The sequence below is a fragment of the Streptomyces sp. NPDC005791 genome (assembly GCF_042871485.1).
In the GTDB taxonomy this organism is placed as follows: Bacteria; Actinomycetota; Actinomycetes; order Streptomycetales; family Streptomycetaceae; genus Streptomyces.
The window spans coordinates 41227-65931 of sequence record NZ_JBIAIP010000008.1 but is presented as its reverse complement, the minus strand read 5'-3'; the positions used below and the strand labels follow the sequence as shown (position 1 = coordinate 65931).

Here is a 24705-nt window from a genome sequence, read left to right as displayed (position 1 = left end):
GCCCTGAAGTGCCCAGTTCTTCCCAGGGCACAGTGTGTGTCTGATGCTCCGGACGCCACGCACAGCGTCTCGGAACAGGCCTGTTGCCGCTGCCACCGGCTCCACCGGCCGGCTCAGTGCTCAATCAGCGGCGACTGCGGCGGGGGCGGGGACCTCGAGGGTCTCGCCACTCCCGCCTTGTTCTGCACGGGGCCGCTGATCGCGGAGCTCCGCGATCGCGGTCTCGAAGTCCTCGAGCGTGTCGAACGCCCGGTACACGGATGCGAAACGCAGGTACGCGACGAGGTCGAGTTCCTGCAGGGGTCCGAGTATGGCCAGACCCACATCGTGTGTCGTCAGTTCGGCACTGCCGGTGGCCCGCACGGCCTCCTCGACCCGCTGGCCGAGCTTCGCCAGTGCGTCCTCGGTGACAGGCCGGCCCTGGCACGCCTTGCGGACCCCCGAGATGACCTTGGTGCGACTGAAGGGCTCGGTGACGCCACTGCGCTTGACCACCATCAGTGAGCAGGTTTCCACCGTCGTGAAGCGACGGGAGCAGTCGGGGCACTGCCGGCGCCGTCGGATCGACGTCCCGTCGTCCGTCGTGCGACTGTCCACGACCCGGCTGTCGGGGTGCCTGCAGAAGGGGCAGTGCATATCTCCGAACCCTCCTTCACAGCACGACTGAATAGCCCTCCGTGCCCTGTTCAGGGCCCCTGAGGACAGTCACAAGCATAGGCGATGAACTCGACCCCGATGGACCGGGGACCACTACTTATGGGCAGCGACAGCAACGCAACCACTACATCTAGGGTTTCGCCCCACTTCCACCCCCCGCGCGTGTCGCGCCTTCACGAGGGCCGGGGGGCAGCCTACGGCCCGGCACGAGGGTACGGGAAACGCGCGGAGGTCCTCGCCTCGGGCCCACCGCCGGCAGCCTCCGGCGGATGCGGGTGAGTGCTCCCGAGAGCTTCCGCACGCCGCACGCGGGGCACACCCCCGCGCGCGCGTACGGACCGGCGGAACGCTAGCGTGACACCCGGAGCCCACCGGCCGATTCAAGCCGACCGCCTCCGCACATACACCTCCGAGCGAACCCGTAACAGCCCTTTATTTGTTTTTCACTCGAACGTGTGTTTGGCGCAACCTTTCGAAAGCTACTACCGTTGCCTAACCAGGGAGACCATTCGAGAGGGGCCGACGTGACCACCACCGCAGACAGCGCCACCATCACTGCCCAGGACCACCGCTCCCAGGGCCGACTTGAGCCGGTGCATGCCATGAATGACTCAGTCATGAACGCGGAGGGGCCGGAGCCCACGCGACCCGCGCGCTCCTTGCCCGGCCGCCCCCCAGGGATCCGGGCGGACAGCTCGGGGCTCACGGACCGGCAGCGGCGCGTGATCGAGGTGATCCGGGACTCGGTGCAGCGGCGAGGCTATCCTCCGTCGATGCGCGAGATCGGCCAGGCGGTGGGACTGTCCAGCACCTCCTCCGTCGCCCACCAGCTGATGGCTCTGGAGCGCAAGGGCTTCCTGCGCCGCGACCCGCACCGGCCGCGCGCATACGAGGTCCGGGGCTCGGACCAGCCCACCACTCAGGCGACCGACACCACCGGGAAGCCCGCCGCCTCGTACGTGCCACTGGTCGGCCGGATCGCGGCCGGCGGCCCGATCCTCGCCGAGGAGTCGGTCGAGGACGTCTTCCCCCTCCCCCGCCAGCTCGTCGGTGACGGCGAGCTCTTCGTGCTGAAGGTCGTCGGTGACTCGATGATCGAGGCAGCGATCATGGACGGGGACTGGGTCACGGTGCGGCGCCAGCCAGTCGCGGAGAACGGCGACATCGTGGCAGCCATGCTGGACGGCGAAGCCACGGTCAAGCGGTTCAAGCGCGAGGACGGCCATGTGTGGCTGCTCCCGCACAACTCCGCCTACCAGCCGATCCCCGGTGACGAGGCGACGATCCTGGGCAAGGTCGTGGCCGTGCTGCGGCGGGTTTGAGCTCCGCCGGTCAGGACTGGGCCCCGGGATCCCTGCGTCGGTTCCGGGGCCCTGACGTGTCCGGGGGCCGTGGCGCGCCGCCCCACCCCTGGCACGGCCCCACCGTGGACCGGCCGACCCTACGGCGGGCCACCGGGGACGGCCCGGCGCCCCGCCGCCTTCACTGCGCGGCCTTGGCCGCCGCGTCGATGGCCGCGAGTGAGCGCCGTGCCTGATTGCGGTCCGTGGTGTACCAGAAGTCGGGCAGCGAGGCGCGGAGATAGCTCCCGTACCGAGCATTGGCCAGCCGGGGGTCGAGCACCGCGACCACGCCCTTGTCACCCGTGGCCCGGACGAGCCGGCCCGCACCCTGAGCCATCAGCAGCGCCGCGTGGGTCGCCGCCACCGCCATGAACCCGTTGCCGCCGGCTTCCTCGACCGCCTTCTGGCGGGCGCTCATCAGCGGGTCGTCCGGCCGGGGGAACGGAATCCGGTCCATGACCACGAGCTGGCAGCTCGGGCCGGGCACATCGACGCCCTGCCAGAGGGACAGCGTCCCGAACAGGCAGGTCTCGGGATCCGCCGCGAAATTCTTGATCAGCTCCCCGAGCGTCTCCTCACCCTGCAGCAGGATCGGCTTGTCCTGCCGGCCGCGCAACTCCTCGGCTGCCGCCTGCGCCGCCCTCATGGAGGAGAACAGCCCCAGGGTGCGACCCCCCGCCGCCTCCACCAGCTCGGCGAGCTCATCGAGCATGTCGGTGCGGGAACCCTCCCGGCCGGGCAGGGCCAGATGCCGGGCGACGTACAGGATTCCCTGCTTCGGGTAGTCGAACGGCGAGCCGACGTCGAGACCCTTCCACTGCGGGACGTCCTCACCCGCCGTCCCCTCGGGAGCGAGCCCCAGCGATGCCCCCACCCCGTTGAAGTCACCGCCCAGCTTGAGCGTGGCCGAGGTCAGCACCACCGACCGTTCGGCGAACAGCTTCTCGCGCAGCAGCCCGGAGACCGACAGCGGCGCGACCCGGACCGACGCGCCGAAGCGGTCATGGCGCTCGTACCAGACGACGTCGTACTCGGAGCCCTGGGTGATGCGCTCCGCGACACTGTGGACGGACTCGACGGACGCCATGGCCTGCTTGCGTACCGCGTCCTCGTCCTGGACCGACTTGTCCCGGGTACCGCCGAGGGCGGAAATCACCGTACGCGCGGCATCGCGCAAGGCCATCAGCGCGTAGCCGAGGTCTTCCGGCACCTCTTCGAGGCGTCCTGGGAGCGCCAGCTCCAGCACCCGCTCGAAGCCCTCCGACGCGGTCAGGAGGGCGTCCGCCGCCTTCTCGTTGACCAGCTTCGCGGCACGGCGCACCGCACGGTTGACCTGGCCGGGGGTGAGCTCGCCGGTGGCCGCCCCGGTGACCCGCGAGACCAGCTCATGGGCCTCGTCGACGATGAGCACCTCGTGCTGGGGAAGCACCGGGGCGCCCTCGATCGCGTCGATCGCGAGCAGGGCGTGGTTGGTGACGACGACATCCGCCAGCTTGGCCCGCTCACGGGCCGCCTCCGCGAAGCATTCGGCGCCGTAGGCGCACTTCGAGGCCCCGAGGCACTCACGCGAGGAGACGGAGATCTGGGCCCACGCCCGGTCCGATACACCCGGTGTCAGGTCGTCCCGGTCGCCGGTCTCCGTCTCGTCCGACCAGTCGCGCAGCCGCAGCAGGTCCTGGCCCAGCTTGCTCGACGGAGCCGCCGCTTCGAACTGGTCGAAGAGCCCCTCCTCCTCGTCCTGCGGAGCCCCCTCGTGGAGGCGGTGCAGACAGAGGTAGTTCGACCGGCCCTTGAGCATCGCGAACTGCGGTCGGCGGCGCAGCAACGGGTGCAGCGCGTCGACCGTACGCGGAAGGTCCCGCTCCACCAGCTGGCGCTGGAGGGCCAGCGTCGCCGTGGCCACCACGACCCGCTCGCCGTGGGCCAGCGCCGGCACCAGGTAGCCGAGTGACTTACCTGTGCCGGTACCGGCCTGGACGAGCAGATGGGCGTTGTCGTCGACGGCCTCGGCGACGGCCTCGGCCATGGAGACCTGGCCGGGCCGTTCCGTACCGCCCACAGCGGTGACGGCGGCATGGAGGAGCTCGGGGAGAGATGGCTTCGTCATAGCGCGTCCACCCTACGGCGCCCCACTGACACCTTCGAGCGGTCCCGGACTCACGCGGAGGGATGGAGCGGGTTCGCGACGGTGCCGTGGACGGCGGCGTGCGGGCGCTTAGGCCGGTCTCGGTAACCGTCCAGGTGCAGACGGTTGCGGTTGAGACACAGGCGCTCGATCGTCGGGGTCAGCATGTCGAAGATCTCGAACCGCTCCTTGAGGTCGGGGAAACGGGCGTGATGCCTCAGGATCTCGGCACGGACGAGTGACCAGAATTCACCCTCCGGTACGTCCAGTTGCTCCTCGCAGAGGGGAGACAGATAACGGAAGACACCCACGAAGAGCCCCGAGTGGATGAACTGGGTGAGGAAGGAGGGTTCCTCCGTGAGCAGGATCTCGCGGACGGCCTCGGACATCGTGTCGTGTTCCGGGAGACGCCGGGCACTGACGTTCACGTCGTCGACGAAGTCCTTGATCGCGAGGCGCACCGGTACGTCGTTCTCGTCGAAGACGACGATGGCGTTCTCACCGTGCGGCGAGAACACCGTGCCGTAGCGGTACAGGAAGTGCAGCAGCGGCGGCAGCAGCGCGGCGAAGAGCCGGGCCAGCCAGACCGCCGGGGCGAGGCCCGAGCGGGAGACGAGCTCGGCGGTGAAGGAACGGCCGTCGGGGTCCGTCAGCAGCAGCGAGGCCAGCGTACGGGCGCGCTCGCCGGGTGCGAGCCGGGGCTGCAGGGGCTCCCGCCAGATCGCTCCGAGGATCTCCTTGAACTGGTACGGCGACTCCGGCAGGTGGTCGTAGAGCGGGTGCTCCACGGCCACCGACGCGACCTCGCCGAGCAGGATGACGCCGCAGGTGTCCCGGAGGAACGGGTCTGCGTCGCACAGTCCCTGGACCCACGCGGTGACGGCGGGGGCGGCGAGCGTGCGTTCGGTCGGAAGCCCCCGCCAGACAAGGGTGTTGAGGATCGAGAGCGGCAGCTTGACCGTGTGCCGGTCGGGCCGCCCCACGTTGGTGAAGGTACGGATGGACTGCTGGGGCAGCCGGAGGTCGTCGTCGGTGTGCAGAGGCACGATGTCACCGTGCGCGATCGCGGGGGCGAAGAGTGGGACGATCCATTCGTCCCACTGCCACGGATGCACGGGAAGGAACAGATAGCCGGCGGGATCGAGACCCCGCCCGCGCAGGATCCCGTCGAAGGATTCCCGGACGCGCGGGTCCAGTTCCTGGGCGTAGAGGTCTTCGGGGATGGCGACACGGCCCACTCCCCGGTAGCCGGCTATACGGGTGCTGACGGCGATCCAGGGCAGTGCGGTGGCCGACCGGGCTTCGGGGGTGTAGCGGGCGGCATCCGCGGCGGAGAACCCGAGACGGCCCTTGTTCGCCACGAGCCACGGGTGTCCGGTCTGGTGGCCTTCGAGTTCGGCGTAGGGGAGTTCGGCGAGCTGTGGCGCGCGGAGGGCGGTGTGTTCGAGGTGTGCGTCGGCGATGAGGGTCGCGGTCAGTTCACGAATGAGGTGACCGAGCGTGGCACCGTCGAGGCCGAGCAGACGACGGCCACGGGCGAGGAAGCTGAGCGGGTCGTGGAAGGGGGTGCCGCCGTCGGTGCCTCCTTCCGCGCCGCGGCCTTCGGCGATGACCTCGTGGATCGTCGCGGGGTCGACGCGCCAGCTGCCGTAGACACCACGCCGGGCGTGGAAGTGCAGCGTCGCACCGTCGTCGAGCGGGACGGTGTAGTGGCCGGTCCGGCCGCCGCCGTCGGACGCCCGGGGTACGGGCTCGATGACTTCCTCGTAGGCGAACTCACCGAGCATCTTGGCGAGGAGCCTCGCCGACGCCCGGTCCCAGACGGTGCGGTTGAGTTCCGGAGTGTCGAGCGGCGTGTGGGACTCCGCCGGATGACGGCTCGCAGGGTATGTCGGCACGGGGACTCCTCCGGGTGGGACCGATGGGGTTCGAGCGGGCTGGGCGGTGCGGCGAGTTGTTCACAGGTGTTCACGGTGGGCTCGGTCGCGGACCATCAGGGCCGCTCGCTTGTCGGGAAGGTCCACTTCCGCGCAGAAGCGGAACCCGGCGCTCAGGAAGGCGGACATGGACGGGGTGTTGCGCAGGTCCGGCTCGGCGACCACCCGGCCGCAGAGCGGACGGTGGTCGAGTACGAGATCGGCGACGGCTCTGAGCAGTACGGTGCCGACACCACGCCCGCGGTTGCCCACGCCGCCGATGAGGAGGTGGATCCCCGTGTCGTGGGGCCGCACCGGGTAGTGGCGCGCCAGCGGGTCCAGATCCGCCCGGTAGATCTCCCAGTAGCTCATGGGCGTGCCGCCGAGGACTCCGAGGCAGGGGACGCTGCGCCCGTCCCCGACGAGCTGCCGGCGGAGATGGGCGGCGGTGACCGACTCCGGCCCGGCGAGCTCCCAGAAGGTGGCGACGGCGGGGTCGTTCATCCAGTGGCTGATCATTGCCAGGTCGCGTGCGGGGTTCACCGGCACGAGCCGGAACGCCCCGGCGGCGGTGGTGACCGGGCTCCATGTGCCGGGGTCGCCCACGAGAGCGGGAGCGTCGGCTCCTGCGGCTGCCTCCGGGTGGGCATCACCGAGCAGGGCGAGGAACTCTTCGGTGAGGCGCAGCTCAAGAGTGTCCTCGGTGCCGGTGGTGTCGTGCGGGACGACACCGGTCTCGGTGTGGGCATCGGCTCGATGCACCGTGACGCCCCCCTCTCGTGGTGTCAGGCGGTCATGTCCTGGAGCTGCGGAGCGGATTGGCGATGGTGACGTACACGGACTGCGTGTCCACCGGCCCGACGAGTTCGTCCAGGCCCTGCATCCGGGTGAGTAGGTTGGCCTTGCAGCGGAGCTGCCCGGTCTCCAGAAGATAGGAGGGGAGGGAGGAGCCCATGCCGACGGCACCTTCGAGGAAACGGCGGAACGCGGCGAGGAGCAGCTGTTCGTCGGCGAGCCGCTGGGAGCCGAACGCCCCGATCAGCCCGAAGACGTTGTTGATGCCGAGGTAGTAGGCGAGCCGTTCGTCGGTGACGGCGTCGGAGACGAAGGTGTCGCTGACGACGCCGATGCCCGGGAGCCGGCGCTCGAGTGCGGGCCGGTGGGACTCCCGGAAGTAGTAGCCCTGGTTGTCGCGGTACCTGCCCCCGACGGGCCAGCCGTCCGGGTCGAGGAGGACGAGCGTGTTCTGCTGGTGGGCCTCCAGGGCGACGCCCGCGTGGGCGTCGAGCCAGAGGACGGGGAGGACGACGCGGTCGAGATAGCGCAGGAACCACTCGGCGCACACCGCCCCGGTCGTCCTGCCCGTCCGGGCGGCCAGCGAGGAGATCGTGTCGGCGAGCCGCGAGTGGGTGCCCGGCCGGCCGGGCCACGGGCGGGGGGCGGTGAGTCCGGCGATGCACACCGCGTCGTCGGCCGGCCCGAACGGATTGTGGCGGAGCATCACGTCGAGGCCCGGGACGGGGGTGCCGTCCTGGTGGTCGACCGCCAGCCAGGCGGGGTCCCTGACGATGTCGAAGCCCGGGTGCGCCGCCTGCCACCGGTCCCCCAGGCCGGTGCGCAGCAGCCGGTGGACCTCGGCACCGCGGTGGAGTTCCTTGCGGAGGTTCTCCCGGCGTGAGTTGGTGATGCGGACGCCCAGGGACAGCTTCAGCATGAGGTCGGATCCGGGGCGGTGCACGGTGCGGACCGAGGAGGTGGGGTGCCAGCGTTCCCCGTACGGGCCGAGGTCGTGCAGGAGACCCTTCTCGCACATCGCGACGACCTCGGGTCGACGCAGGACTTCCGCGGCCTGCCACGGGTGGAGCGGGAGGGCCGCGGTGCCTTCGGGAAGGCTGAGCCCCTCGGCGTGGGGTGCGAGGAGCGCCTCCGCCGGGACGGGCCTGCCGGCCTTCGTCCACGACGACTCCGTCGCCAGCACGGCTCGGTCCACTGCCAGCCAGTGGAGCGGGAAGGAGCCGTGCAACTCGGGTGAGTAGAGCAGCGTCTCGGACTCGGAGAGACCTTCGCGGCTCTTGGGAGTGGGGTGCAGGGGGTGGCCGAGGACGAGGGACTGCTCGGCGGCGAGGAAGAGATCGGCCTCGGACGACGCGGAGGGTGCGCGGCGCCGGTTCGCGATGAAGGCCGCGGTGTGTCGTACGGAGTCGGCCACTCTGGCCACCAGATCGACTGCCGCGTTCCGCTCGCTCTCACGGCTCAGCAGGACTGCCACGGTGACGGCGTCGACGCCCGGGGCGCCGGCAGGCGCGTTCTCCAGAACCGGCGTCCCGAAGCGGTGCCAGCCCGTCGCCGACCAGTGGGCGACCGGGACGGTCAGAGCGGTGGCACTCGCGGGGAGCGGGATACGCAGCGTGTTTCCCTGCGGGCGGGTCAGATCGTTCTCCCTGGCCCAGCAGCGCAGCAGATTTTCGGTACCGGCCGAGTCGGCCGCCCGGAGCGGGTCCGGATGGTCCAGCGGATCCCACTCCGCAGGTCCGGGGCTTTCCGCGGGAAGGGAGCCCGTGCGGGGGTCCGCCCCGGCACGCGGGGTTCCGTGCGGGCCGGCCTTCTGACGCGGCACGGTCGTCGACTCGACGGCGAGGGGGCCCTCCGGCACCTCTTGTCCTCGCTGCTGGCTGGTGAGAGGGCCGTCGGCCTCGGGCGCAGGGGTGGGGTTCACGGCGGTCCTTCTTGTGAGGGGTCCGGGATCAACGGGTGGTCGGCCCGGCAGCGGCCCGGCGGTACGGAGAGCGCTCGGCCGCTCTCAGCGCGTCGGCGAGACGGTCGACGACCGCCGTCGCCTGTTCGTCGGTGAGAGTGAGTGGGGGCAGCAGTCGGACCACGGCGCTGTGGCGGCCGCCGAGTTCGACGATGAGGCCACGGCGCAGGCACTCCTGCTGCACCGCGGCGGCGAGGGTGGGATCGGGCGGTGGGGCCGAGCCGTTCTCGACGGTGACGGTGAGCGGTTGGGCCTCGGGGTCGACCAACTCGATGCCGATCATCAGACCGCGGCCCCGGACGTCGCCGATGCTCGGATGCTCCGCGCTCAGCGCCTGGAGCCTGGCGAGCATGCGCGCACCCAGCGTCCCCGCACGTTCGGCGAGCCGGTTCTCCCGTACGTACGCGAGAGTCGCGGCTCCGGCCGCCATGGCGAGCTGGTTGCCCCGGAAGGTGCCCGCGTGGGCACCCGGCTGCCAGAGGTCGAGCTCGGAGCGGTAGACGATCACCGCGAGCGGCAGCGAGCCGCCGATGGCTTTCGAGAGCACCATCACGTCGGGCACGACACCGCTGTGCTCGACCGCCCAGAACGTGCCGGTCCTGCCGACTCCCGTCTGTACCTCGTCCGCGATGAGGGCGACGGAACGCTGCTGGGTGATCTCCCGCATCCGGCGCATCCAGCCGTCCGGGGCTGGATTCACGCCGCCCTCGCCCTGGACCGGTTCCAGGATCATGGCCGCCGGGGCGGGTACCCCGCCCTTGGGGTCGTCCAGGAGGTGCTCCGTCCAGCGCGCGGCGATGTCCGCGCCCCGCTCGCCACCGATCCCGAAGGGGCAGCGGTAGTTGTGCGGGAAGGGCAGCCGTGTCACCCGTACGTCCGTGGCGCCGCCCGAAGCGGCCAGGGAACCGGCGGTCATCCCGTGGTACGCGCCGGTGAAGGCGAGGATTTCACTGCGCCCGCTCGCCGCCCTGGCCAGCTTGAACGCCGCCTCGACGGCGTCCGTGCCCGCCGGACCGCAGAACTGGATCCTGGCGTCGTCGGCAAGCTCCCGGGGCAGGGTGGCGAACAACTCCGTCGTGAAGGCGTCCTTGACGGGGGTGGCGAGGTCGAGCACGTGCAACGGTGCTCCGGAGTCGATGACCTTTCGGATGGCCTCGAGCACCACAGGGTGGTTGTGGCCGAGTGCCAGCGTGCCCGCCCCTGACAGGCAGTCCAGATAACGCCGGCCGTCCGCACCCTCGATGGTCATGCCCCGTGCGCGGACCGGCACGATCGGCAGGGACCGCGCATAGGTGCGGGCCGCCGACTCACGTAGTGCCTGCCGCCGCAGGATCCCTTCGTGCGCAGGGGAGGGTGCCACCGGAGCGGGTTCGGTCACGGCCACGGCTGTTCGGTCCTCCTGCGGTAACAGTTGCGTTGCGCCTCGGTACGGTCCCTGGGGGCGGACTGCGCCGATGAACGCTGTCAGGGTGCCCCCCGTACGTACCAACGACGCCGAACGCGGGAGATCACGGGTAAATCGGAAGATCCTTGTGCGCGCGGAACCGTGGCCCGCCGCGGGCCGTCCCCATCGGCACCGGCATAGTAGGGGCCGCACTCGGGACGGAGCCGTCGGCCCGGGGCGTGTGGCGTGGTCCACAGGCCCGTGCCACGCGCCCCAAGTCCGCAGTGCAGTACCGAAGTCAGTGACGAAGTCCCAGGGGGATCACCAGATGCGACCCATACGCCCGCTCGATACCGCACACCGCGGGGGGAGTGTCCGTCGCACCCCTCGGGTGTTCGCCGCAGCCGCCCTCGCCACTGTCCTGACGCTCACCGCCGCCGCCTGCGGTCCCGAGGAGGACGGGGCGATCAGCGAGCCGAGCAGTTCCACCGGCCAGTCCTCCGACGGGAAGGTCGTGATCCCGGACGATCTCAAGGACCGGCTCAAGGAGCACGGGATCGACCTCGACAAGTGGAGGAACGGCGAGTGGAAGAACTGGGACAAGGACAAGTGGCTGCGTGAGGCCAAGGACTACGTCAACCCCATCATCGAGGACCTCTGGGACCCTGACCGGATGCGGGAGGCCGACAAGCCCCCGGAGAACCCGGTCGACAACGACATCTCCGGCGACGAGGGCGTGACGGACCCGACCCCCGCGCCGGTCGAGGCGGCGAACCTGCAGACGCCCTACCACGACGGCGCACCGGAGTCCGGCAAGCTCCTGTTCGACGGCCCCGAGGGTTCGATGGTCTGCTCGGCGACCGTGGTCCAGGACCCGGCCCACCCGGGCAAGTCCAACATGGTCTGGACGGCCGGGCATTGTGTGCACGCGGGCAGGAGCGGCGGCTGGTACCGCAACATCGCCTTCGTCCCCTCGTACAACGACAGCGGTATGTCGGCCGCCGAGCTGGAGAACGCGTCCAAGGAGGAGATCGCTCCGTACGGCGTGTGGTGGGGCCAGTGGGCACAGACTTCCGAGCAGTGGATCAGCCAGGGCGCCGCGACCGGCGGGCAGGGTGCTCCGTACGACTTCGCGGTGCTGCAGGTCGCTCCGGAGAAGGGATCGACCGGCAAGTCCCTCGAGGAGACCGTCGGGTCGGCACTTCCGGTCGAATTCGACGCCCCGGCCGTCCCGGAGATCGACAGCATGACGGCGACCGGCTATCCCGCGGCCCCGCCCTTCGACGGCCAGAAGGCGCTGCAGTGTTCCGACAGGCCCGGCCGCCTCGCCGTCTTCGAGCAGCAGCCGACGATGTATCGCATCGGCTGCACGATGACCGGTGGTTCGTCCGGCGGCGGCTGGGTCGCCGAGGGCCAGGACGGTAAGCCGGCCCTGGTCTCCAACACCTCCATCGGCCCGGTGACGGCCGGCTGGCTGGCCGGCCCCCGCCTGGGCCAGGAGGCCAAGGGCATCTACGAGGCCGTCAGCAAGAAGTACGCGGGTCAGTAGGACCGCACGCTCCGGACGCGGTACGGCGCCCGGAGCGACAAGGAGGCCGGGCTCCCCCTCCATGAAGGGGGAGCCCGGCCTCCTGCGTGTCCACCGCGTCAGTGACTCACCGGGACGAAGACCGCGAGTTCCGCTCCGAGCTCCTCGTGGACCCGCGCCTTGAGCAGGGTGCCCTCCGGCGTGTGCTCCTCGGAGATCACCTCGCCCTCGGCATGCACCCGGGAGACGAGTCCGCCCTGGATGTAGGGCACGAGTGCCTCGATCTCCACCGAGGGCCGCGGCAGCTCGGAGTCGATGAGCGCGAGCAGCTCGTCGATACCGGCGCCGGTCCGCGCCGACACCGCGATCGCGTGCTTCTCGGTGCGCAGCAGGCGCTGCAGCACGAGCGGATCCGCCGCGTCCGCCTTGTTGATCACGACGATCTCCGGGACGTCGACCGCGCCGACCTCCCGGATCACCTGACGCACTGCGGCGAGCTGCTCCTCCGGCACCGGGTGGGAGCCGTCCACCACATGCAGGATCAGGTCGGATTCGCCGACCTCCTCCATGGTGGAGCGGAACGCCTCGACCAGGTGGTGGGGAAGGTGACGCACGAACCCGACGGTGTCGGCCAGCGTGTAGATCCGCCCGCTCGGCGTCTCGGCCCGGCGCACGGTCGGGTCGAGGGTCGCGAACAGGGCGTTCTCCACGAGGACACCCGCGCCGGTGAGCCGGTTGAGCAGCGAGGACTTACCGGCGTTGGTGTATCCGGCGATCGCCACCGAGGGCACCTTGTTGCGCTTGCGTTCCTGGCGCTTGATCTCACGGCCGGTCTTCATCTCCGCGATCTCCCGGCGCATCTTCGCCATCTTCTCGCGGATCCGTCGCCGGTCCGTCTCGATCTTCGTCTCACCGGGGCCACGGGTGGCCATACCGCCACCACCGCTGGAACCGCCACCGCCCATCTGCCGGGACAGCGACTGACCCCAGCCACGCAGGCGCGGGAGCATGTACTGCATCTGTGCCAGCGACACCTGTGCCTTGCCCTCACGGGACTTGGCGTGCTGGGCGAAGATGTCGAGGATCAGGGCCGTCCTGTCGACCACCTTGACCTTGACGACGTCTTCCAGGTGGATCAGCTGGCCGGGGCTGAGCTCACCGTCACACACGACGGTGTCGGCCCCGGATTCAAGAACGATGTCGCGCAGTTCCAGCGCCTTGCCCGAGCCGATGTAGGTGGCCGGGTCCGGCTTGTCGCGCCGCTGGAACACGGCGTCGAGCACCTGGGCACCCGCCGTCTCTGCCAGGGCCGCGAGCTCCGCGAGGGAGATCTCCGCGTCGTGGACGGTCCCCGATGTCCAGACACCGACGAGCACCACGCGCTCCAGGCGCAGCTGCCGGTACTCGACCTCGGTGACGTCCTCGAGCTCGGTGGAGAGACCTGCCACACGACGGAGTGCCGCACGCTCGGAGCGGTCCAGCTGGTCGCCGTCACGCTCTCCGTCGATCTCGTGGCTCCAGGCGACGTCCTCTTCCATCAGGGCGTCGGCCCGAAGGCTCTCGTTGAGGCTCTCGGAGTTGGCTTCCGTGGCGCTCTGCGCGTCCTGCGCGTCCTGGGGAAGGGAAGAAGAGGAGGTCATTGGATCCTTACGTCGAAAGAAGTCCGTTACGTCAGTCACAACGCGTGACCCAGCCGGAAGATTCCCGGGAAGGGGACCCGCCGACCGGCCGCTGTGCCGACGCGTCGATAGTGGCATGCGCCCGCCCGGCTCGTCACTCGGGTTTCGGCGCCCGCGCGGGGCCGTGACCGGCTACGGCGCCACGGGGTGCCTCGCTGCGCCAGTCCGGGTGTCCCGGCATCGGCGGAGTCTTCTTCGCGTACAGCCACCCGTCGAAGAACTCCGTCAGGTCCCTGCCCGCGATCCTCGACGCCAGGGCCGTGAACTGCCGGGTGGTCGCCGACCCGTCCCGGTGGGCGTGTACCCAGGTCCGCTCCAGGCGGTCGAAGGCGGCCTCGCCGATCTCCTCGCGCAGCGCGTACAGGATCAGCGCGCTCCCGTCGTACACGACCGGCCTGAACAAGCTGATCTTGTGGTCGGGGGTGGGGACGTCCGGGCGGGCGGGCGGGCCGCCCGCGGCACGCCAGGTGTCGGAGCGGGCGTAGGCCTCACGCATCCGCCGCTCCATCGGCTTCTGCGCGTGTTCCTCTGCGTAACGGGCCTCGTACCAGGTGGCGTGCCCCTCGTTGAGCCAGAGATCTGACCAGGTCCGCGGGGAGACGCTGTTGCCGAACCACTGATGGGCGAGCTCGTGCACCATGACCGATTCGACGTACCACTCGGGATGTCCCCTTCCGGTGAACAGGGACCGTTCGAAGAGGGAGAGCGTCTGTGTCTCCAGCTCGAAGCCCATCTCGGTGTCCGCGACCAGCAGCCCGTACGTCTCGAAGGGGTACGAACCGACCTGCTTCTCCATCCAGGCGACGTGCGCCGGGGTCTTGTCGAGCCAGGGTTCCAGCTTCTCGCGGTCGGCCTCCGGCACCACGTCGCGCACCGGCAGTCCACCCGGTCCGGTACGGCGCAGGACGGCGGAGCGGCCGATGGACACCTGGGCCAGTTCCGTCGCCATCGGGTGCTCGGTGCGGTAGGTCCAGGTGGTCGTGCCCGCGTTGTCCCGCTTACCGGCGGGTAGGCCACCCGCCACGACGGTGAGGTCCTTCGGCGCGGTCACCCGGAAGGTGAAGTACGCCTTGTCGGCGGGGTGGTCGTTGCTCGGGAAGACCCGGTGTGCGGCGTCGGCCTGGTTGGCCATCGCCAGACCGTCGGCGGTCGGGACCCAGCCTCCGTTGGCCGGGTCACCCTTGGGATCGCTCGTGTGCCGGACGGTGACCCGCACGGGAACACCGGCCGGGAGCCGGGCCGGAGCGTCGACGATCAGGTCTTCACCGGCGGTGGCGAACTCCGAGTCCGTCCCGTTCACCTCGACGGAACGGACGTCGCCCCGGGTGAAATCGAGGTTGATCCGCTCCAGCGGCGCGGTGGTCCGCGCGTCGATCGTGGTGACGGCGTCGAGCGGCTTCGTGTTGCTGCCTCGGTAGGTGAGCGAGATGTCGTACGAGAGGACGTCGTACCCCGGGTTGCCGAGGTGCGGGAACAGACGGTCGCCGATGCCGAGCGGTGCGGGTGCGGGCAGGGTGGCGGCGACGAGGGTGACCGAGGCGGTGGCCAGCAGTGCGGCACGCAGTCGGCGGGAGGTGAGCGGCATGGACTACCGCTACCAGCGCGCGCCGCCCGCGCGGGAGTGGCGCGCGCCGCACCACCCGAACGGGGTCGCCGGGAAGCGGCAAGGAGCGGCGGCCGGTGGTCAGCCGGCGGCGGCCGGCTGCTGGGCGCGGCTCACGTCGTACACACCGGGTACGTCGCGCATCGCCCGCATGAGGCCCGGCAACCCCGCCGCGTCCGGCAGCTGCAGGGTGTAGGTGTGCCGCACCCGCTGTTCGCTGGGCGGCTCGACGGTCGCCGAGACGATGGCCGCGTCCGCCGTCGCGATGGCCTCGGTGAGGTCGGCGAGGAGCCTGGGGCGTCCGAAGGACTCGGCGACGAGGGTGACCCGGTAGTCGGCGGTGCCGCTCCAGTCGCCCGGGTCGTTCCAGCGGGCCTCGACGGCCGCCCGGCCGACCTCCCGCATACGGGCCACCGCAGGGCACTCCTCACGGTGCACGGCGACGGCCCCGCCCCGCACGGTGAACCCGATGATGCCGTCGGGCGGGACGGGGGTGCAGCAGCCCGCGAGGCGGACCTGCGCGCCCGGCGCGCCGACGGCCACGCTCGGAGCCCCGCCACCGGCCCTGCCCCGGCCGGCCGGCGGGTCGTCTGCGGGCCGGTCCTGCGGCCTCGGCGCCTCGGGCCTGCTTCTGTGCGGCCCAGGCATGCCGTCCGGATGCGCGTCGAGCCACGTCGTGATCGCGATGCGGGCGCCAGGGGTGCGCGCGTGGTCGAGCCACTCCGGGGAGGGACCGGACGAGGCGTCGTGGATGAGCAGCAGCTGCACGGTGTCGCCGTCGTTCAGTACGGTGCTGAGCGTGGCGAGCCTGCCGTTGACGCGAGCTCCTATGCAGCCGTGCGCCTCGTCGCCGTACTGCGCGTAGGCGGCGTCGACGCAGCTGGCGCCCGCGGGTAGCCCGAGCGTCCCGCCGTCGGTGCGGAAGACCGTGATCTCCCGGTCCTGGGCGAGGTCGGCGCGCAGCGTGGCCCAGAACGTGTCGGAGTCGGTCGCCGCTTCCTGCCAGTCCAGGAGGCGGGAGAGCCAGCCGGGCCTGGTCGGGTCGGCGCGCTCGCCGTCGGCGGGCTCGGGCTGGTGCGCGGTGGTGGTGCCGTCCTGGGTGTACGGGTTGCCGAGCGCGACGACTCCTGCCTCGGCGACCTTGTGCATCCGGTGGGTGCGGATGAGCACTTCGGCGACCGCGCCGTCGGGGCCGACGACCGCCGTGTGCAGCGACTGGTACAGGTTGAACTTGGGAGCCGCGATGAAGTCCTTGAACTCGGAGATCACCGGGGTGAAACAGGTGTGCAGCTCACCCAGGACCGCGTAACAGTCGGCGTCCTCCCCGACGAGCACCAGCAGCCGTCCGAAGTCGGTGCCCCGCATCTCGCCGCGTTTGCTCCTCACCCGGTGCACCGAGACGACATGGCGCGGTCTGATGCGCACCGTGGCGTTGATGCCGGCCTCCCGCAGGGTCGAGGTGACGCTGTCCGCGATCTCGGTGAGCGGATCCTGCGCGCCGCTCCAGGCGGCGAGCAGGGCCTGGGTGCGCTCGTACTCCTCCGGATGCAGGATGGCGAAGACGAGGTCCTCGAGCTCCGTCTTGAGCGCCTGCACACCCAGGCGTTCGGCGAGCGGGATGAGTACGTCCCGGGTGACCTTGGCGATCCTGGCCTGCTTCTCGGGACGCATGACGCCGAGGGTCCGCATGTTGTGGAGCCGGTCGGCCAGTTTGATCGACATGACCCGGACGTCGTTGCCGGTGGCGACGAGCATCTTGCGGAAGGTCTCGGGCTCGGCAGCGGCTCCGTAGTCGACCTTCTCGAGTTTGGTGACGCCGTCGACCAGGTAACAGACCTCGTCGCCGAACTCCTCCCGCACCTGATCGAGGGTCACCTCTGTGTCCTCGACCGTGTCGTGGAGGAGGGACGCCGTCAACGTCGTGGTCTCCGCGCCGAGTTCGGCGAGGATCAGGGTCACGGCCAGCGGATGGGTGATGTACGGCTCGCCGCTCTTGCGCATCTGACCGCGGTGGGAGGACTCCGCGAGGACGTAGGCCTCGCGGAGAATGGCGAGGTCGGCGTCCGGATAGTGCGCCCGATGGGCCTCCGCGACATGCCCGATGGCGTCGGGCAGCCGGTCACGGGGCACCGGCCCGAGCAGGGCGACACGGCCCAGCCTGCGCAGATCGATCCGTGAACGACCGCGCTTGCGAAGGGGAGCACCTGGATCGGTGGCCTCTGCGCTCATGGGGCACGCACCTCCGGCAACGTCGACCGGCGGTGGAAAGGTGCGGATACACCTCCGGGCCGGTGCTTGATGCTATCGACCCCACCACGTGGCGCAGTCCAGCTCTCGCCCAGCGTGAAACGGATCACCCATTCGAGCGAGGTTCTAACCGATCATCGTTTCGAGCCAGGTGGGGTCGATCACGCCTTCCGCGACGATCACGGCGGGTCCCGTCATGTCGATCCCGCCGTCGGGGTACTCGGTGATCACCAGCGTGCCCCCGGGCAGGTCCACGGTGTACGTGGCCGGGGATCCGGTCCGCGCCGGGTCCACGCCGTCCCTGCGGGCGGCGGCGACGGCCACCGCGCAGGCGCCGGTCCCGCAGGACCGGGTCTCGCCGGAGCCCCGCTCGTGAACGCGCATCGCGACGTGCCGGGGCCCGCGGTCCGCGACGAACTCGATGTTGACCCCGTCCGGGTACACCGACTGCGGGCTGAACGGCGGAACGGCGTGGAGCTCTCCGGCGTGGGCCAGGTCCTCGACGAACGCGACGGCGTGCGGATTGCCCATGTTGACGTTGCGGGCGTCCCAGCTGCGGCCGCCCACGGTGACCGTGACACCGTCCTCGGGCAGCACCGCCCGGCCCATGGACACCGTGATGTCGTCGTCCTTGGCGATGTGCACCCGCTTGACCCCGCCCCGGGTCGCGACGGCCAGATCACCCTTCTCGACGAGTCCGGCACGCTGCAGGTAGCGGGCGAACACGCGCACCCCGTTGCCGCACATCTCGGCCACCGAACCGTCGGCGTTGCGGTAGTCCATGAACCACTCGGCCTGCGCGGCCATGCCTCGCGCCTCGGGGTGCGCCGCGGACCGCACGACATGCAGGAGTCCGTCGCCGCCGACGCCCGCCCGGCGGTCGCACAGTCGGGCGACGAGGGTGACCGGCAGGTCGAGGGCGTTGTCCGGATCGGGAACGATGACGAAGTCGTTCTCGGTGCCGTGGCCCTTGAGGAAGGTGATCTGCGAAGTGCTCACGGTCCAACTGTACGAGGCCGCACCGACAGCCCGCGATCCCCGCCGCCCCCGGCTCCGGCCTCAGGAACGGAGGCGGGCCACACGCCAGACGGCCAGGGCCACCAGCGCGGCGCACACGGCGACGTACAGGGCGATCACGCGCCAGTCGGGGCGTGCGTCCGATCCCCTGGCGGGCAGGCCGGGCCAGGTGTGGCCCACGCGTCGCGCGGCCATCATGCCCCAGCCCGCGGCGCAGCCACTGATCAGCAGCCCGAGCATCGCCACGACGGCACCACCGCCGCCGAACTCGAAGGCGAGCGGGAAGGCGAACATCAGGGAGCCCACGGCCGCCAGCCCCACGATCGGGGCGAGCTGCCAGATCCGCAGCCGGCGGGCGGGGCGGAGTTCGACCTCGACCTCGGGGGTCACCTCGGTCTCGTCCGGCCCGTCAGGGCTCAGGCGTCCTGCCTCGTGCTGCGGATCCGCTGCTTCTCGGTCTGTGTCGCGAGGGCCGGCCTCCATCGCCACGCGCCCTCCCCACTCGGACTCCACTGGTCGATCGATGCTCGATGATGGCACGGCCCCGGCCGCCGAAATGACGGGCGGAGCTTCCCGATGCCATCACGTGATCAGGCTGTGACCGCTCGTTCGACCAACGCCAGCGCGCGGTGCGGAAGCTCTTCGCGCTGTTCCTCGGCGCCACTCAACCACCGGACGCGCGGATCGCGCCGGAACCATGAGTCCTGACGCCGCGCGAAGCGTTTGGTGGCGCGTACGGTCTCGGTGCGCGCTTCGCTCTCGGTGCACTCCCCCGCGAGCGCCGCGAGCACTTGCTGGTAGCCGAGCGCACGCGAGGCCGTGCGCCCCTCGCGCAGCCCACGGGCCTCCAGGTCGCGCACCTCGTCCACGAGGCCGGCCTCCCACATCCGGTCCACCCGGGTACGGATCCGTTCGTCGAGTTCGGGGCGTGCGACGTCCACACCGATCTGCAGGGCGTCGTACACCGCTTCCTCGCCCGGGAGGTTGGCGGTGAAGGGTTTGCCCGTGATCTCGATGACCTCCAGTGCGCGGACGATACGGCGCCCGTTGCCCGCCAGGATGGCGCGGGCGGCAGCGGGGTCCGCGGCCGCGAGCCGGGCGTGCAGGGCGCCGGAGCCGTGCTCCGTGAGCTCCTGTTCGAGCCTGGCGCGTACGCCGGGGTCCGTTCCGGGGAATTCGAGGGCGTCGATCGCGCCCTTCACATAGAGACCTGAACCGCCCACCAGGACGGGAGTCCGCCCTTCGGCCAGCAGCCGGTCGATCTCGGCGCGGGCGAGCCGCTGGTATTCGGCGACGCTCGCGGCCTCGGTCACGTCCCAGATGTCCAGCAGGTGGTGCGGGACGCCGGCCCGCTCGGGAACAGTCAGCTTCGCGGTGCCGATGTCCATGCCCCGGTAGAGCTGCATGGAGTCCGCGTTGACCACTTCCCCGCCGAGCTGCTGGGCGAGAAACACTCCCAGATCGGACTTTCCGGCCGCCGTGGGACCGACGACGGTGATGACGCGGGGGGTGGGAGCTGGTCTTCTCACCGGGACAGTCTCCCAAACTTCGAGACGCGTCCCGACCGCCTGCTGTGCCCCGCCCGGTCGGGCTCAGGCGCACCGGCCCACCGGTGCGGACGCCGCGCTCCACGGGTACGGGTGGACACGGCGAGTCACGCGCGTTCGCCCACGGACGGGTAAAATGTGACCACAGTCCCCCAGCACGGAAGGTGACCCATGGGTTTCCTGGACAACCTGAAGGCCAAGCTGGCCCCGGCCAAGGAAAAGGTCGGCGACCTCGCGCAGCAGCACGGGGGCAAGATCGACCAAGGCCTCGACAAGGCCGCCCGCACGGTCGACCAAAGGACCAAGGGCAAGTACAGCGACAAGATCGTGACCGGCACGCAGAAGGCGAAGGAGGCGGTCGACCGCCTCGGCCACAAGAACGAGGGCGGTACACCGCCGCCGCCGCCCGCACCCTGACCCGGGTGCCGACGGAGTCGAGGGCCGCGGAGCGATGTCGTTCCGCGGCCCTCATCCGTGCCGGTGCGGGCCGGGGTCGGGGGTCACGACCAGGCGGCGACGAAGTACCCCACGCCGTACGGGGCGTCCTCGTACAGCAGCTGTCCGCCGAGTCCCGCGTCCCGGGCCGCGCCCGCGAGCACCTGCCAGGGTGCCCGGCCCGCCGCCTTCAGTTCGTACGCGAGGGACTCGTCCAGAGCGCTCAGCGCGTCCAGGTCGGCACCGGCCAGCGCACGGGTCACCGCGGCGTCGAAGACCGCCGCCCTCTCGTCCAGGTAGCCGGGCGCCTTGACCGTACGGCAGGCGCTGCCGTCGCCCATGACCAGCAGGGCCACCCGCTCGGCCCTGGCCGCCAGGTCCGCACCGGCCCGCAGGCAGTGGTCGGCTGCGAGTGACTCCGCCACACCGAACCCCTCGACCGGGGCGCCGTCCCACCGGGCGTGACCCAGTAGCCAGGCACCGACGGCGAGGGATCCCGGGAGCGGGCGTCGCGGAGCAGGGGCTCCGGAGGGCGCCTCACCCAGCCGCACGGTCCGATCGACGCCGAATCCTGCGAAGGAACCGGCCGAACCGGCAGGGAACGACCCGCACCCGTCCGGTCCGGCGGGCCCGGCCACGACCAGAAGATCGGGGCGCGCGGCGGCGAGGAGGCCCAGCGCGTCGAGGCTCGCGTCCCTCGCGGCGTCGAGCTCGGGCCCGGCCCCCGCAGCCACCTCGGGCACCAGGAGCGGTGGGCTGGGACAGACTGCGGCGGCGACAAGCATGCCGGTCAGCGTACTCAGTCGCAGCCGCACCCCGGGGTGGCGGCCGCGGCCAGCGGGGCGGGCGCGCCGATGCCGGGCAGGCCCAGCATGACCCCGGCGGGCCGGTCGGCAGGGGTCGCGGTGCGCTTCTCCCAGGCGTCTCCCGACCGGGTGCGCCGGACGCCCAGGGGCGCCCCTTCGGCGAGCAGGTGGTGCGGGGCGGCGTAGGTGACCTCGACGGTCACCACGTCGCCGGGCCGTACGTCCTGGGAAGGCTTGGTGAAGTGGACCAGGCGGTTGTCGGGCGCGCGCCCGGACAGCCGGTGCGTGGCGCCGTCCTTGCGGCCCTCGCCCTCCGCGACCATGACCTCCAGGATGCGGCCCACCTGCTTCTTGTTCTCCTCCCAGGAGATCTCCTCCTGGAGGGCGGACAGGCGCATGTAGCGCTCCTGGACGACCTCCTTGGGGATCTGCCCCTCCATGTCGGCGGCCGGGGTCCCAGGGCGTTTGGAGTACTGGAAGGTGAAGGCGTTCGTGAAGCGGGCCTCGCGTACGGCGTGCATGGTCTGTTCGAAGTCCTCCTCGGTCTCCCCGGGGAAGCCGACGATGATGTCGGTGGAGATGGCGGCGTCCGGCATGGCGGCGCGCACCTTCTCGATGATTCCGAGGAAGCGCTCCTGGCGGTACGAGCGGCGCATGGCCTTGAGGATCGTGTCCGAGCCCGACTGCATCGGCATGTGCAGCTGGGGCATCACGTTCGGGGTCTCGGCCATCGCCGCGATCACGTCGTCGGTGAAGTCACGCGGGTGCGGAGAGGTGAAGCGGACGCGCTCCAGGCCCTCGATCGTGCCGCAGGCCCGCAGCAGCTTGGAGAAGGCCTCACGGTCACCGATGTCGGAGCCGTAGGCGTTCACGTTCTGGCCGAGCAGCGTGATCTCGCTGACGCCTTCGGCGACGAGGGCCTCGATCTCGGCCAGGATGTCACCGGTGCGACGGTCCTTCTCCTTGCCCCTCAGCGCGGGGACGATGCAGAAGGTGCAGGTGTTGTTGCAGCCCACGGAGATCGACACCCACGCGGCGTACGCGGATTCGCGGCGGGTGGGCAGCGTCGACGGGAAGGCCTCCAGGGACTCGGCGATCTCTACCTGCGCCTCCTCCTGCACCCGGGCGCGCTCGAGCAGCACCGGCAGCTTGCCGATGTTGTGCGTGCCGAAGACGACGTCCACCCAGGGAGCCCGCCGGACGATGGTGTCGCGGTCCTTCTGCGCCAGACAGCCGCCCACGGCGATCTGCATCCCAGGGCGCTTCGTCTTCATCGGGGCGAGGCGGCCCAGATTGCCGTAGAGCTTGTTGTCGGCGTTCTCACGCACCGCGCAGGTGTTGAAGACGACGACGTCGGCGTCGCCGTCGGACCCCTCGGGGGCGCGGACATACCCGGCGCCCTCCAGCAGACCCGACAAGCGTTCGGAGTCATGGACGTTCATCTGGCACCCGTAAGTGCGTACCTCGTAGCTCTTCTGGACGCCCACTGCTTCGCTCCGGTTGCCGCTGGTCATGGGACAAGGGTAGGCGGTGACCGGGGCGTGGCCGCACGCCGGAGCAGAAGCAGGTGGCAGGCGGGAGCCCTCCGGGGTGGACGGAGGACCCAGGGGCCGTTGAACGACTCGCTCCGGTTGGTTCCTATGCTGGTCCTTCCCTACCCGAAAGGTGCATGACATGGCCCTCTCTCTCCTCCGCGGCAGGCGATCCAGGACGGCCTCCGGCGGTGGTGCGAGATTCACCTACCCCGTGCCCGCGGGAGCCGGGACCGTCACCTGTGAGGTCGTCGACCCCATGGGACAGCCGCTCGGCGGCGCTGAGATCACCGTCACCTCCCAGGCGTCGGCCCGGACCGCCGCCAAGGGGACCACCGACCTGTTCGGCATGTTCGTCGCGGCTCTGGCCCCGGGTGACTACCGCCTGCTCATGACGGCCGAAGGCATGCAGCCGGCCAGCTGGACCTTCGAGATCACCGCGGGCGAGACCCTGTCGATGGGCCGCGTACAACTGGACGTCGCCCGGCAGCTCGAGCCTCCGGCCCCCGGCACCTGGCTCTTCGATCCGCCGCACACCGCGATCCGCTTCATCGCCAAGCACGTCGGCATGGCCAATGTGCACGGCCGCTTCACCACCTTCGAGGGCGGAGTCCGGATCGCACCCTCCATGGAGGACTCCCAGGTCGAGATACGCATCGACGCTGCGAGCATCACCACGGGCAACAAGACCAGGGACAACCATCTGCGGTCGGCCGACTTCCTCGACGTGGAGAACTACCCGTACCTCCATTTCGCCAGCACTCGGTTCGTCTACCGAGGCGGGAACCACTGGACCGTCCAAGGAGGGCTGACGATGCACGGGGTCAGCCGCTCCGTTTCGCTGGACACGCAGTACCTCGGAGCCGTCAACGGCGGTTACGGCGAGGAACTGCGCTGTGCGGCTCGCGCCACCGCCGAGCTGCACCGCGAGGACTACACCCTGAACTGGCGCAACATGCTCGCCCGCGGCATCGCCATCGTCGGACCCACGATTCAACTGGAGCTGGACATCCAGACCATGTTCCAGGGCCCCGACACCCCGACGCCGCCGGAGTGACGATCCGGGACAGGAGCGTGCGGCCCTCGCCGCCCTGGCCGTCACGGGCAGGGAAATGGCAGGATCGCGCCATGCTGCACGCACTGTCCCGTTTCGGCCGGCGACGCACCCTGCAAGGCGGTGCCGCCGCGGTGGTCGCGCTCGGCCTGCTGCTGTGGTGGATCCTCCCGCTCGGGGAGGAGGAGCCGAGCGGTTCGCTCACCTTCTCCACCGGCGTACGGAGCGGGGTCTACCAGCGCTACGGGCAGCGGCTGGAGGGTGCGCTTGCCAAGGACATGCCCAAGGTGTCGATACAGCTGCAGACCAGCGAGGGCTCGCAGCAGAACATCGAACGGGTCGCGACGGGGAAGGCCGACTTCACGATCGCCACCGCCGACGCCGTCGCCACCTACCTCCAGAGCGGTAAACCGGGCGGTGAGCGGCTGCGCGGCTGCGTCCGTCTCTACGACGACTACATCCAGCTGATCGTGCCCCGGGATTCGGACATCCGTGAGGTTGCCGATCTACGGGGCAAGAGAGTCGGGGTGGGGCAGAAGGGGTCGGGCGTGCTGCTCGTCGCGGACCGGCTGATGAACGCGGCGGGCGTCGATCCGGCCGATGACATCGCCCCGGTCCACGCCGGGATCGACACGATGCCCGCGAGGCTGGCGGACAACCGGCTGGACGCCTTCTTCTGGTCCGGCGGGCTGCCGACCGGCGCGGTGCAGGACCTCTCCGAGGAGTTCGCGATCCGGCTGATCCCGCTGGACGACGCGCTGGTCACCGAGCTCCAGTCGACCGGCGGATCCACGCGCTACTACCGCTCGGCCGTGATGCCGGCCGACGCCTATCTGCACGCGCAACAGGGTCAGGCCGTGCGGACGGTGGCGGTCTCCAACCTGCTGATCACCACGGACCGAATGGATCCGCTGACGACCGAGGCGTTCACCCGGACCGTGATCGACAGCCGGGACCGGATCGGCCGCGAGGTGCACTCGGCGCAGCTGGTGGATCTGCGGACCGCGATCTACACCGATCCGCTGCCGCTGCACGAAGGAGCGAAGCGCTATTACCGCTCCGCCAAACCCTGACGGT

19 protein-coding genes are annotated in these 24705 nt (G+C 70.6%); 5 read left to right on the top strand and 14 right to left on the bottom strand.

Translation table 11 applies throughout. The features are described 5' to 3' along the window. Positions 1 to 120: 120 nt before the first annotated feature. Positions 121 to 636, bottom strand: coding sequence for a transcriptional regulator NrdR (gene nrdR, locus ACFYSH_RS17380; RefSeq protein ID WP_359466119.1), 516 nt, complete (start codon positions 634 to 636; stop codon positions 121 to 123). Positions 637 to 1181: 545 nt separating this feature from the next. Here nrdR and lexA point away from each other — a divergent pair. Further along, on the top strand, positions 1182 to 1979 hold the full coding sequence (lexA, locus tag ACFYSH_RS17375; protein ID WP_351281602.1) for a transcriptional repressor LexA: 798 nt from the start codon (positions 1182 to 1184) through the stop codon (positions 1977 to 1979). 160 nt (positions 1980 to 2139) lie between these two features. Here the strand turns inward: lexA and ACFYSH_RS17370 are convergent, their stop codons facing one another. The 5 genes from ACFYSH_RS17370 to ACFYSH_RS17350 are packed head-to-tail and all read right to left on the bottom strand — an operon-like array spanning position 2140 to position 10180. Next, the gene (locus ACFYSH_RS17370; RefSeq protein WP_388753370.1) at positions 2140 to 4107 is read right to left on the bottom strand and encodes an ATP-dependent DNA helicase; all 1968 of its coding nucleotides are present in this window, start codon (positions 4105 to 4107) and stop codon (positions 2140 to 2142) included. Positions 4108 to 4157: 50 nt separating this feature from the next. Next, positions 4158 to 6023, bottom strand: coding sequence for an IucA/IucC family siderophore biosynthesis protein (locus ACFYSH_RS17365; RefSeq protein WP_359466121.1), 1866 nt, complete (start codon positions 6021 to 6023; stop codon positions 4158 to 4160). A gap of 60 nt (positions 6024 to 6083) precedes the next feature. After that, complete coding sequence (locus ACFYSH_RS17360; protein ID WP_388753367.1) at positions 6084 to 6803, bottom strand: GNAT family N-acetyltransferase; 720 nt, start codon at positions 6801 to 6803, stop codon at positions 6084 to 6086. Positions 6804 to 6834: 31 nt separating this feature from the next. Next, on the bottom strand, positions 6835 to 8757 hold the full coding sequence (locus ACFYSH_RS17355; RefSeq protein ID WP_388753364.1) for an IucA/IucC family protein: 1923 nt from the start codon (positions 8755 to 8757) through the stop codon (positions 6835 to 6837). 28 nt (positions 8758 to 8785) lie between these two features. After that, positions 8786 to 10180: a diaminobutyrate--2-oxoglutarate transaminase family protein gene (locus ACFYSH_RS17350; RefSeq protein ID WP_359466125.1), complete on the bottom strand. Its 1395-nt coding sequence runs from the start codon at positions 10178 to 10180 to the stop codon at positions 8786 to 8788. Between the two features lie 328 nt (positions 10181 to 10508). Here ACFYSH_RS17350 and ACFYSH_RS17345 point away from each other — a divergent pair, with 328 nt between their 5' ends. Then, a complete protein-coding gene (locus ACFYSH_RS17345; RefSeq protein WP_359466127.1) occupies positions 10509 to 11729 on the top strand; it encodes a hypothetical protein in 1221 nt (406 codons plus the stop codon). 98 nt (positions 11730 to 11827) lie between these two features. On the opposite strand, the gene hflX is transcribed toward ACFYSH_RS17345, so the two are convergent. From hflX to miaA, 6 genes are all read right to left on the bottom strand, one after another. Continuing rightward, the gene (gene hflX, locus ACFYSH_RS17340; protein ID WP_359466129.1) at positions 11828 to 13348 is read right to left on the bottom strand and encodes a GTPase HflX; all 1521 of its coding nucleotides are present in this window, start codon (positions 13346 to 13348) and stop codon (positions 11828 to 11830) included. 133 nt (positions 13349 to 13481) lie between these two features. Then, entirely contained in the window at positions 13482 to 14972 is a 1491-nt protein-coding gene (locus tag ACFYSH_RS17335) for a M1 family metallopeptidase (RefSeq protein WP_388753360.1), read from the bottom strand. A gap of 99 nt (positions 14973 to 15071) precedes the next feature. Then, entirely contained in the window at positions 15072 to 17219 is a 2148-nt protein-coding gene (locus ACFYSH_RS17330) for a RelA/SpoT family protein (protein ID WP_388753357.1), read from the bottom strand. 144 nt (positions 17220 to 17363) lie between these two features. Further along, the gene (gene dapF / locus ACFYSH_RS17325; RefSeq protein ID WP_359466135.1) at positions 17364 to 18236 is read right to left on the bottom strand and encodes a diaminopimelate epimerase; all 873 of its coding nucleotides are present in this window, start codon (positions 18234 to 18236) and stop codon (positions 17364 to 17366) included. Positions 18237 to 18296: 60 nt separating this feature from the next. Next, a complete protein-coding gene (locus tag ACFYSH_RS17320) occupies positions 18297 to 18737 on the bottom strand; it encodes a hypothetical protein (protein ID WP_359466180.1) in 441 nt (146 codons plus the stop codon). A 107-nt stretch (positions 18738 to 18844) separates the two neighbouring features. Then, positions 18845 to 19783, bottom strand: coding sequence for a tRNA (adenosine(37)-N6)-dimethylallyltransferase MiaA (miaA, locus tag ACFYSH_RS17315; RefSeq protein ID WP_359466136.1), 939 nt, complete (start codon positions 19781 to 19783; stop codon positions 18845 to 18847). Between the two features lie 189 nt (positions 19784 to 19972). Between miaA and ACFYSH_RS17310 the strand changes: the two genes are divergently transcribed. Further along, positions 19973 to 20218 (top strand): antitoxin, encoded by a 246-nt coding sequence (locus ACFYSH_RS17310; RefSeq protein ID WP_359466137.1) that lies wholly within the window; start codon positions 19973 to 19975, stop codon positions 20216 to 20218. A gap of 83 nt (positions 20219 to 20301) precedes the next feature. On the opposite strand, the gene ACFYSH_RS17305 is transcribed toward ACFYSH_RS17310, so the two are convergent. Continuing rightward, the gene (locus ACFYSH_RS17305) at positions 20302 to 21021 is read right to left on the bottom strand and encodes a class III extradiol dioxygenase subunit B-like domain-containing protein (RefSeq protein WP_359466138.1); all 720 of its coding nucleotides are present in this window, start codon (positions 21019 to 21021) and stop codon (positions 20302 to 20304) included. 14 nt (positions 21022 to 21035) lie between these two features. Further along, positions 21036 to 22556 carry a tRNA (N6-isopentenyl adenosine(37)-C2)-methylthiotransferase MiaB gene (miaB, locus tag ACFYSH_RS17300; protein WP_359466139.1) on the bottom strand — a complete coding sequence of 507 codons (1521 nt, stop codon included), beginning with the start codon at positions 22554 to 22556 and terminating at the stop codon, positions 21036 to 21038. Between the two features lie 160 nt (positions 22557 to 22716). Here miaB and ACFYSH_RS17295 point away from each other — a divergent pair, with 160 nt between their 5' ends. After that, positions 22717 to 23631: a YceI family protein gene (locus tag ACFYSH_RS17295; protein WP_359466141.1), complete on the top strand. Its 915-nt coding sequence runs from the start codon at positions 22717 to 22719 to the stop codon at positions 23629 to 23631. Positions 23632 to 23702: 71 nt separating this feature from the next. Beyond that, positions 23703 to 24701, top strand: a complete 999-nt coding sequence (locus ACFYSH_RS17290) for a TAXI family TRAP transporter solute-binding subunit (RefSeq protein ID WP_359466143.1) — start codon at positions 23703 to 23705, stop codon at positions 24699 to 24701. The last annotated feature ends 4 nt before the right edge of the window (positions 24702 to 24705 follow it).

What these genes read in the sequence shown, in the direction of transcription:
- nrdR (WP_359466119.1), bottom strand. Translation starts at nt 636, where the DNA reads ATGCACTGCCCCTTCTGCAGGCACCCCGACAGCCGGGTCGTGGACAGT.
- ACFYSH_RS17370 (WP_388753370.1), bottom strand. Translation starts at nt 4,107, where the DNA reads ATGACGAAGCCATCTCTCCCCGAGCTCCTCCATGCCGCCGTCACCGCT.
- ACFYSH_RS17345 (WP_359466127.1), top strand. Translation starts at nt 10,509, where the DNA reads ATGCGACCCATACGCCCGCTCGATACCGCACACCGCGGGGGGAGTGTC.
- hflX (WP_359466129.1), bottom strand. Translation starts at nt 13,348, where the DNA reads ATGACCTCCTCTTCTTCCCTTCCCCAGGACGCGCAGGACGCGCAGAGC.
- ACFYSH_RS17335 (WP_388753360.1), bottom strand. Translation starts at nt 14,972, where the DNA reads ATGCCGCTCACCTCCCGCCGACTGCGTGCCGCACTGCTGGCCACCGCC.
- ACFYSH_RS17330 (WP_388753357.1), bottom strand. Translation starts at nt 17,219, where the DNA reads ATGAGCGCAGAGGCCACCGATCCAGGTGCTCCCCTTCGCAAGCGCGGT.
- ACFYSH_RS17320 (WP_359466180.1), bottom strand. Translation starts at nt 18,737, where the DNA reads ATGGAGGCCGGCCCTCGCGACACAGACCGAGAAGCAGCGGATCCGCAG.
- ACFYSH_RS17310 (WP_359466137.1), top strand. Translation starts at nt 19,973, where the DNA reads ATGGGTTTCCTGGACAACCTGAAGGCCAAGCTGGCCCCGGCCAAGGAA.
- ACFYSH_RS17305 (WP_359466138.1), bottom strand. Translation starts at nt 21,021, where the DNA reads ATGCTTGTCGCCGCCGCAGTCTGTCCCAGCCCACCGCTCCTGGTGCCC.
- miaB (WP_359466139.1), bottom strand. Translation starts at nt 22,556, where the DNA reads ATGACCAGCGGCAACCGGAGCGAAGCAGTGGGCGTCCAGAAGAGCTAC.
- ACFYSH_RS17295 (WP_359466141.1), top strand. Translation starts at nt 22,717, where the DNA reads ATGGCCCTCTCTCTCCTCCGCGGCAGGCGATCCAGGACGGCCTCCGGC.
- ACFYSH_RS17290 (WP_359466143.1), top strand. Translation starts at nt 23,703, where the DNA reads ATGCTGCACGCACTGTCCCGTTTCGGCCGGCGACGCACCCTGCAAGGC.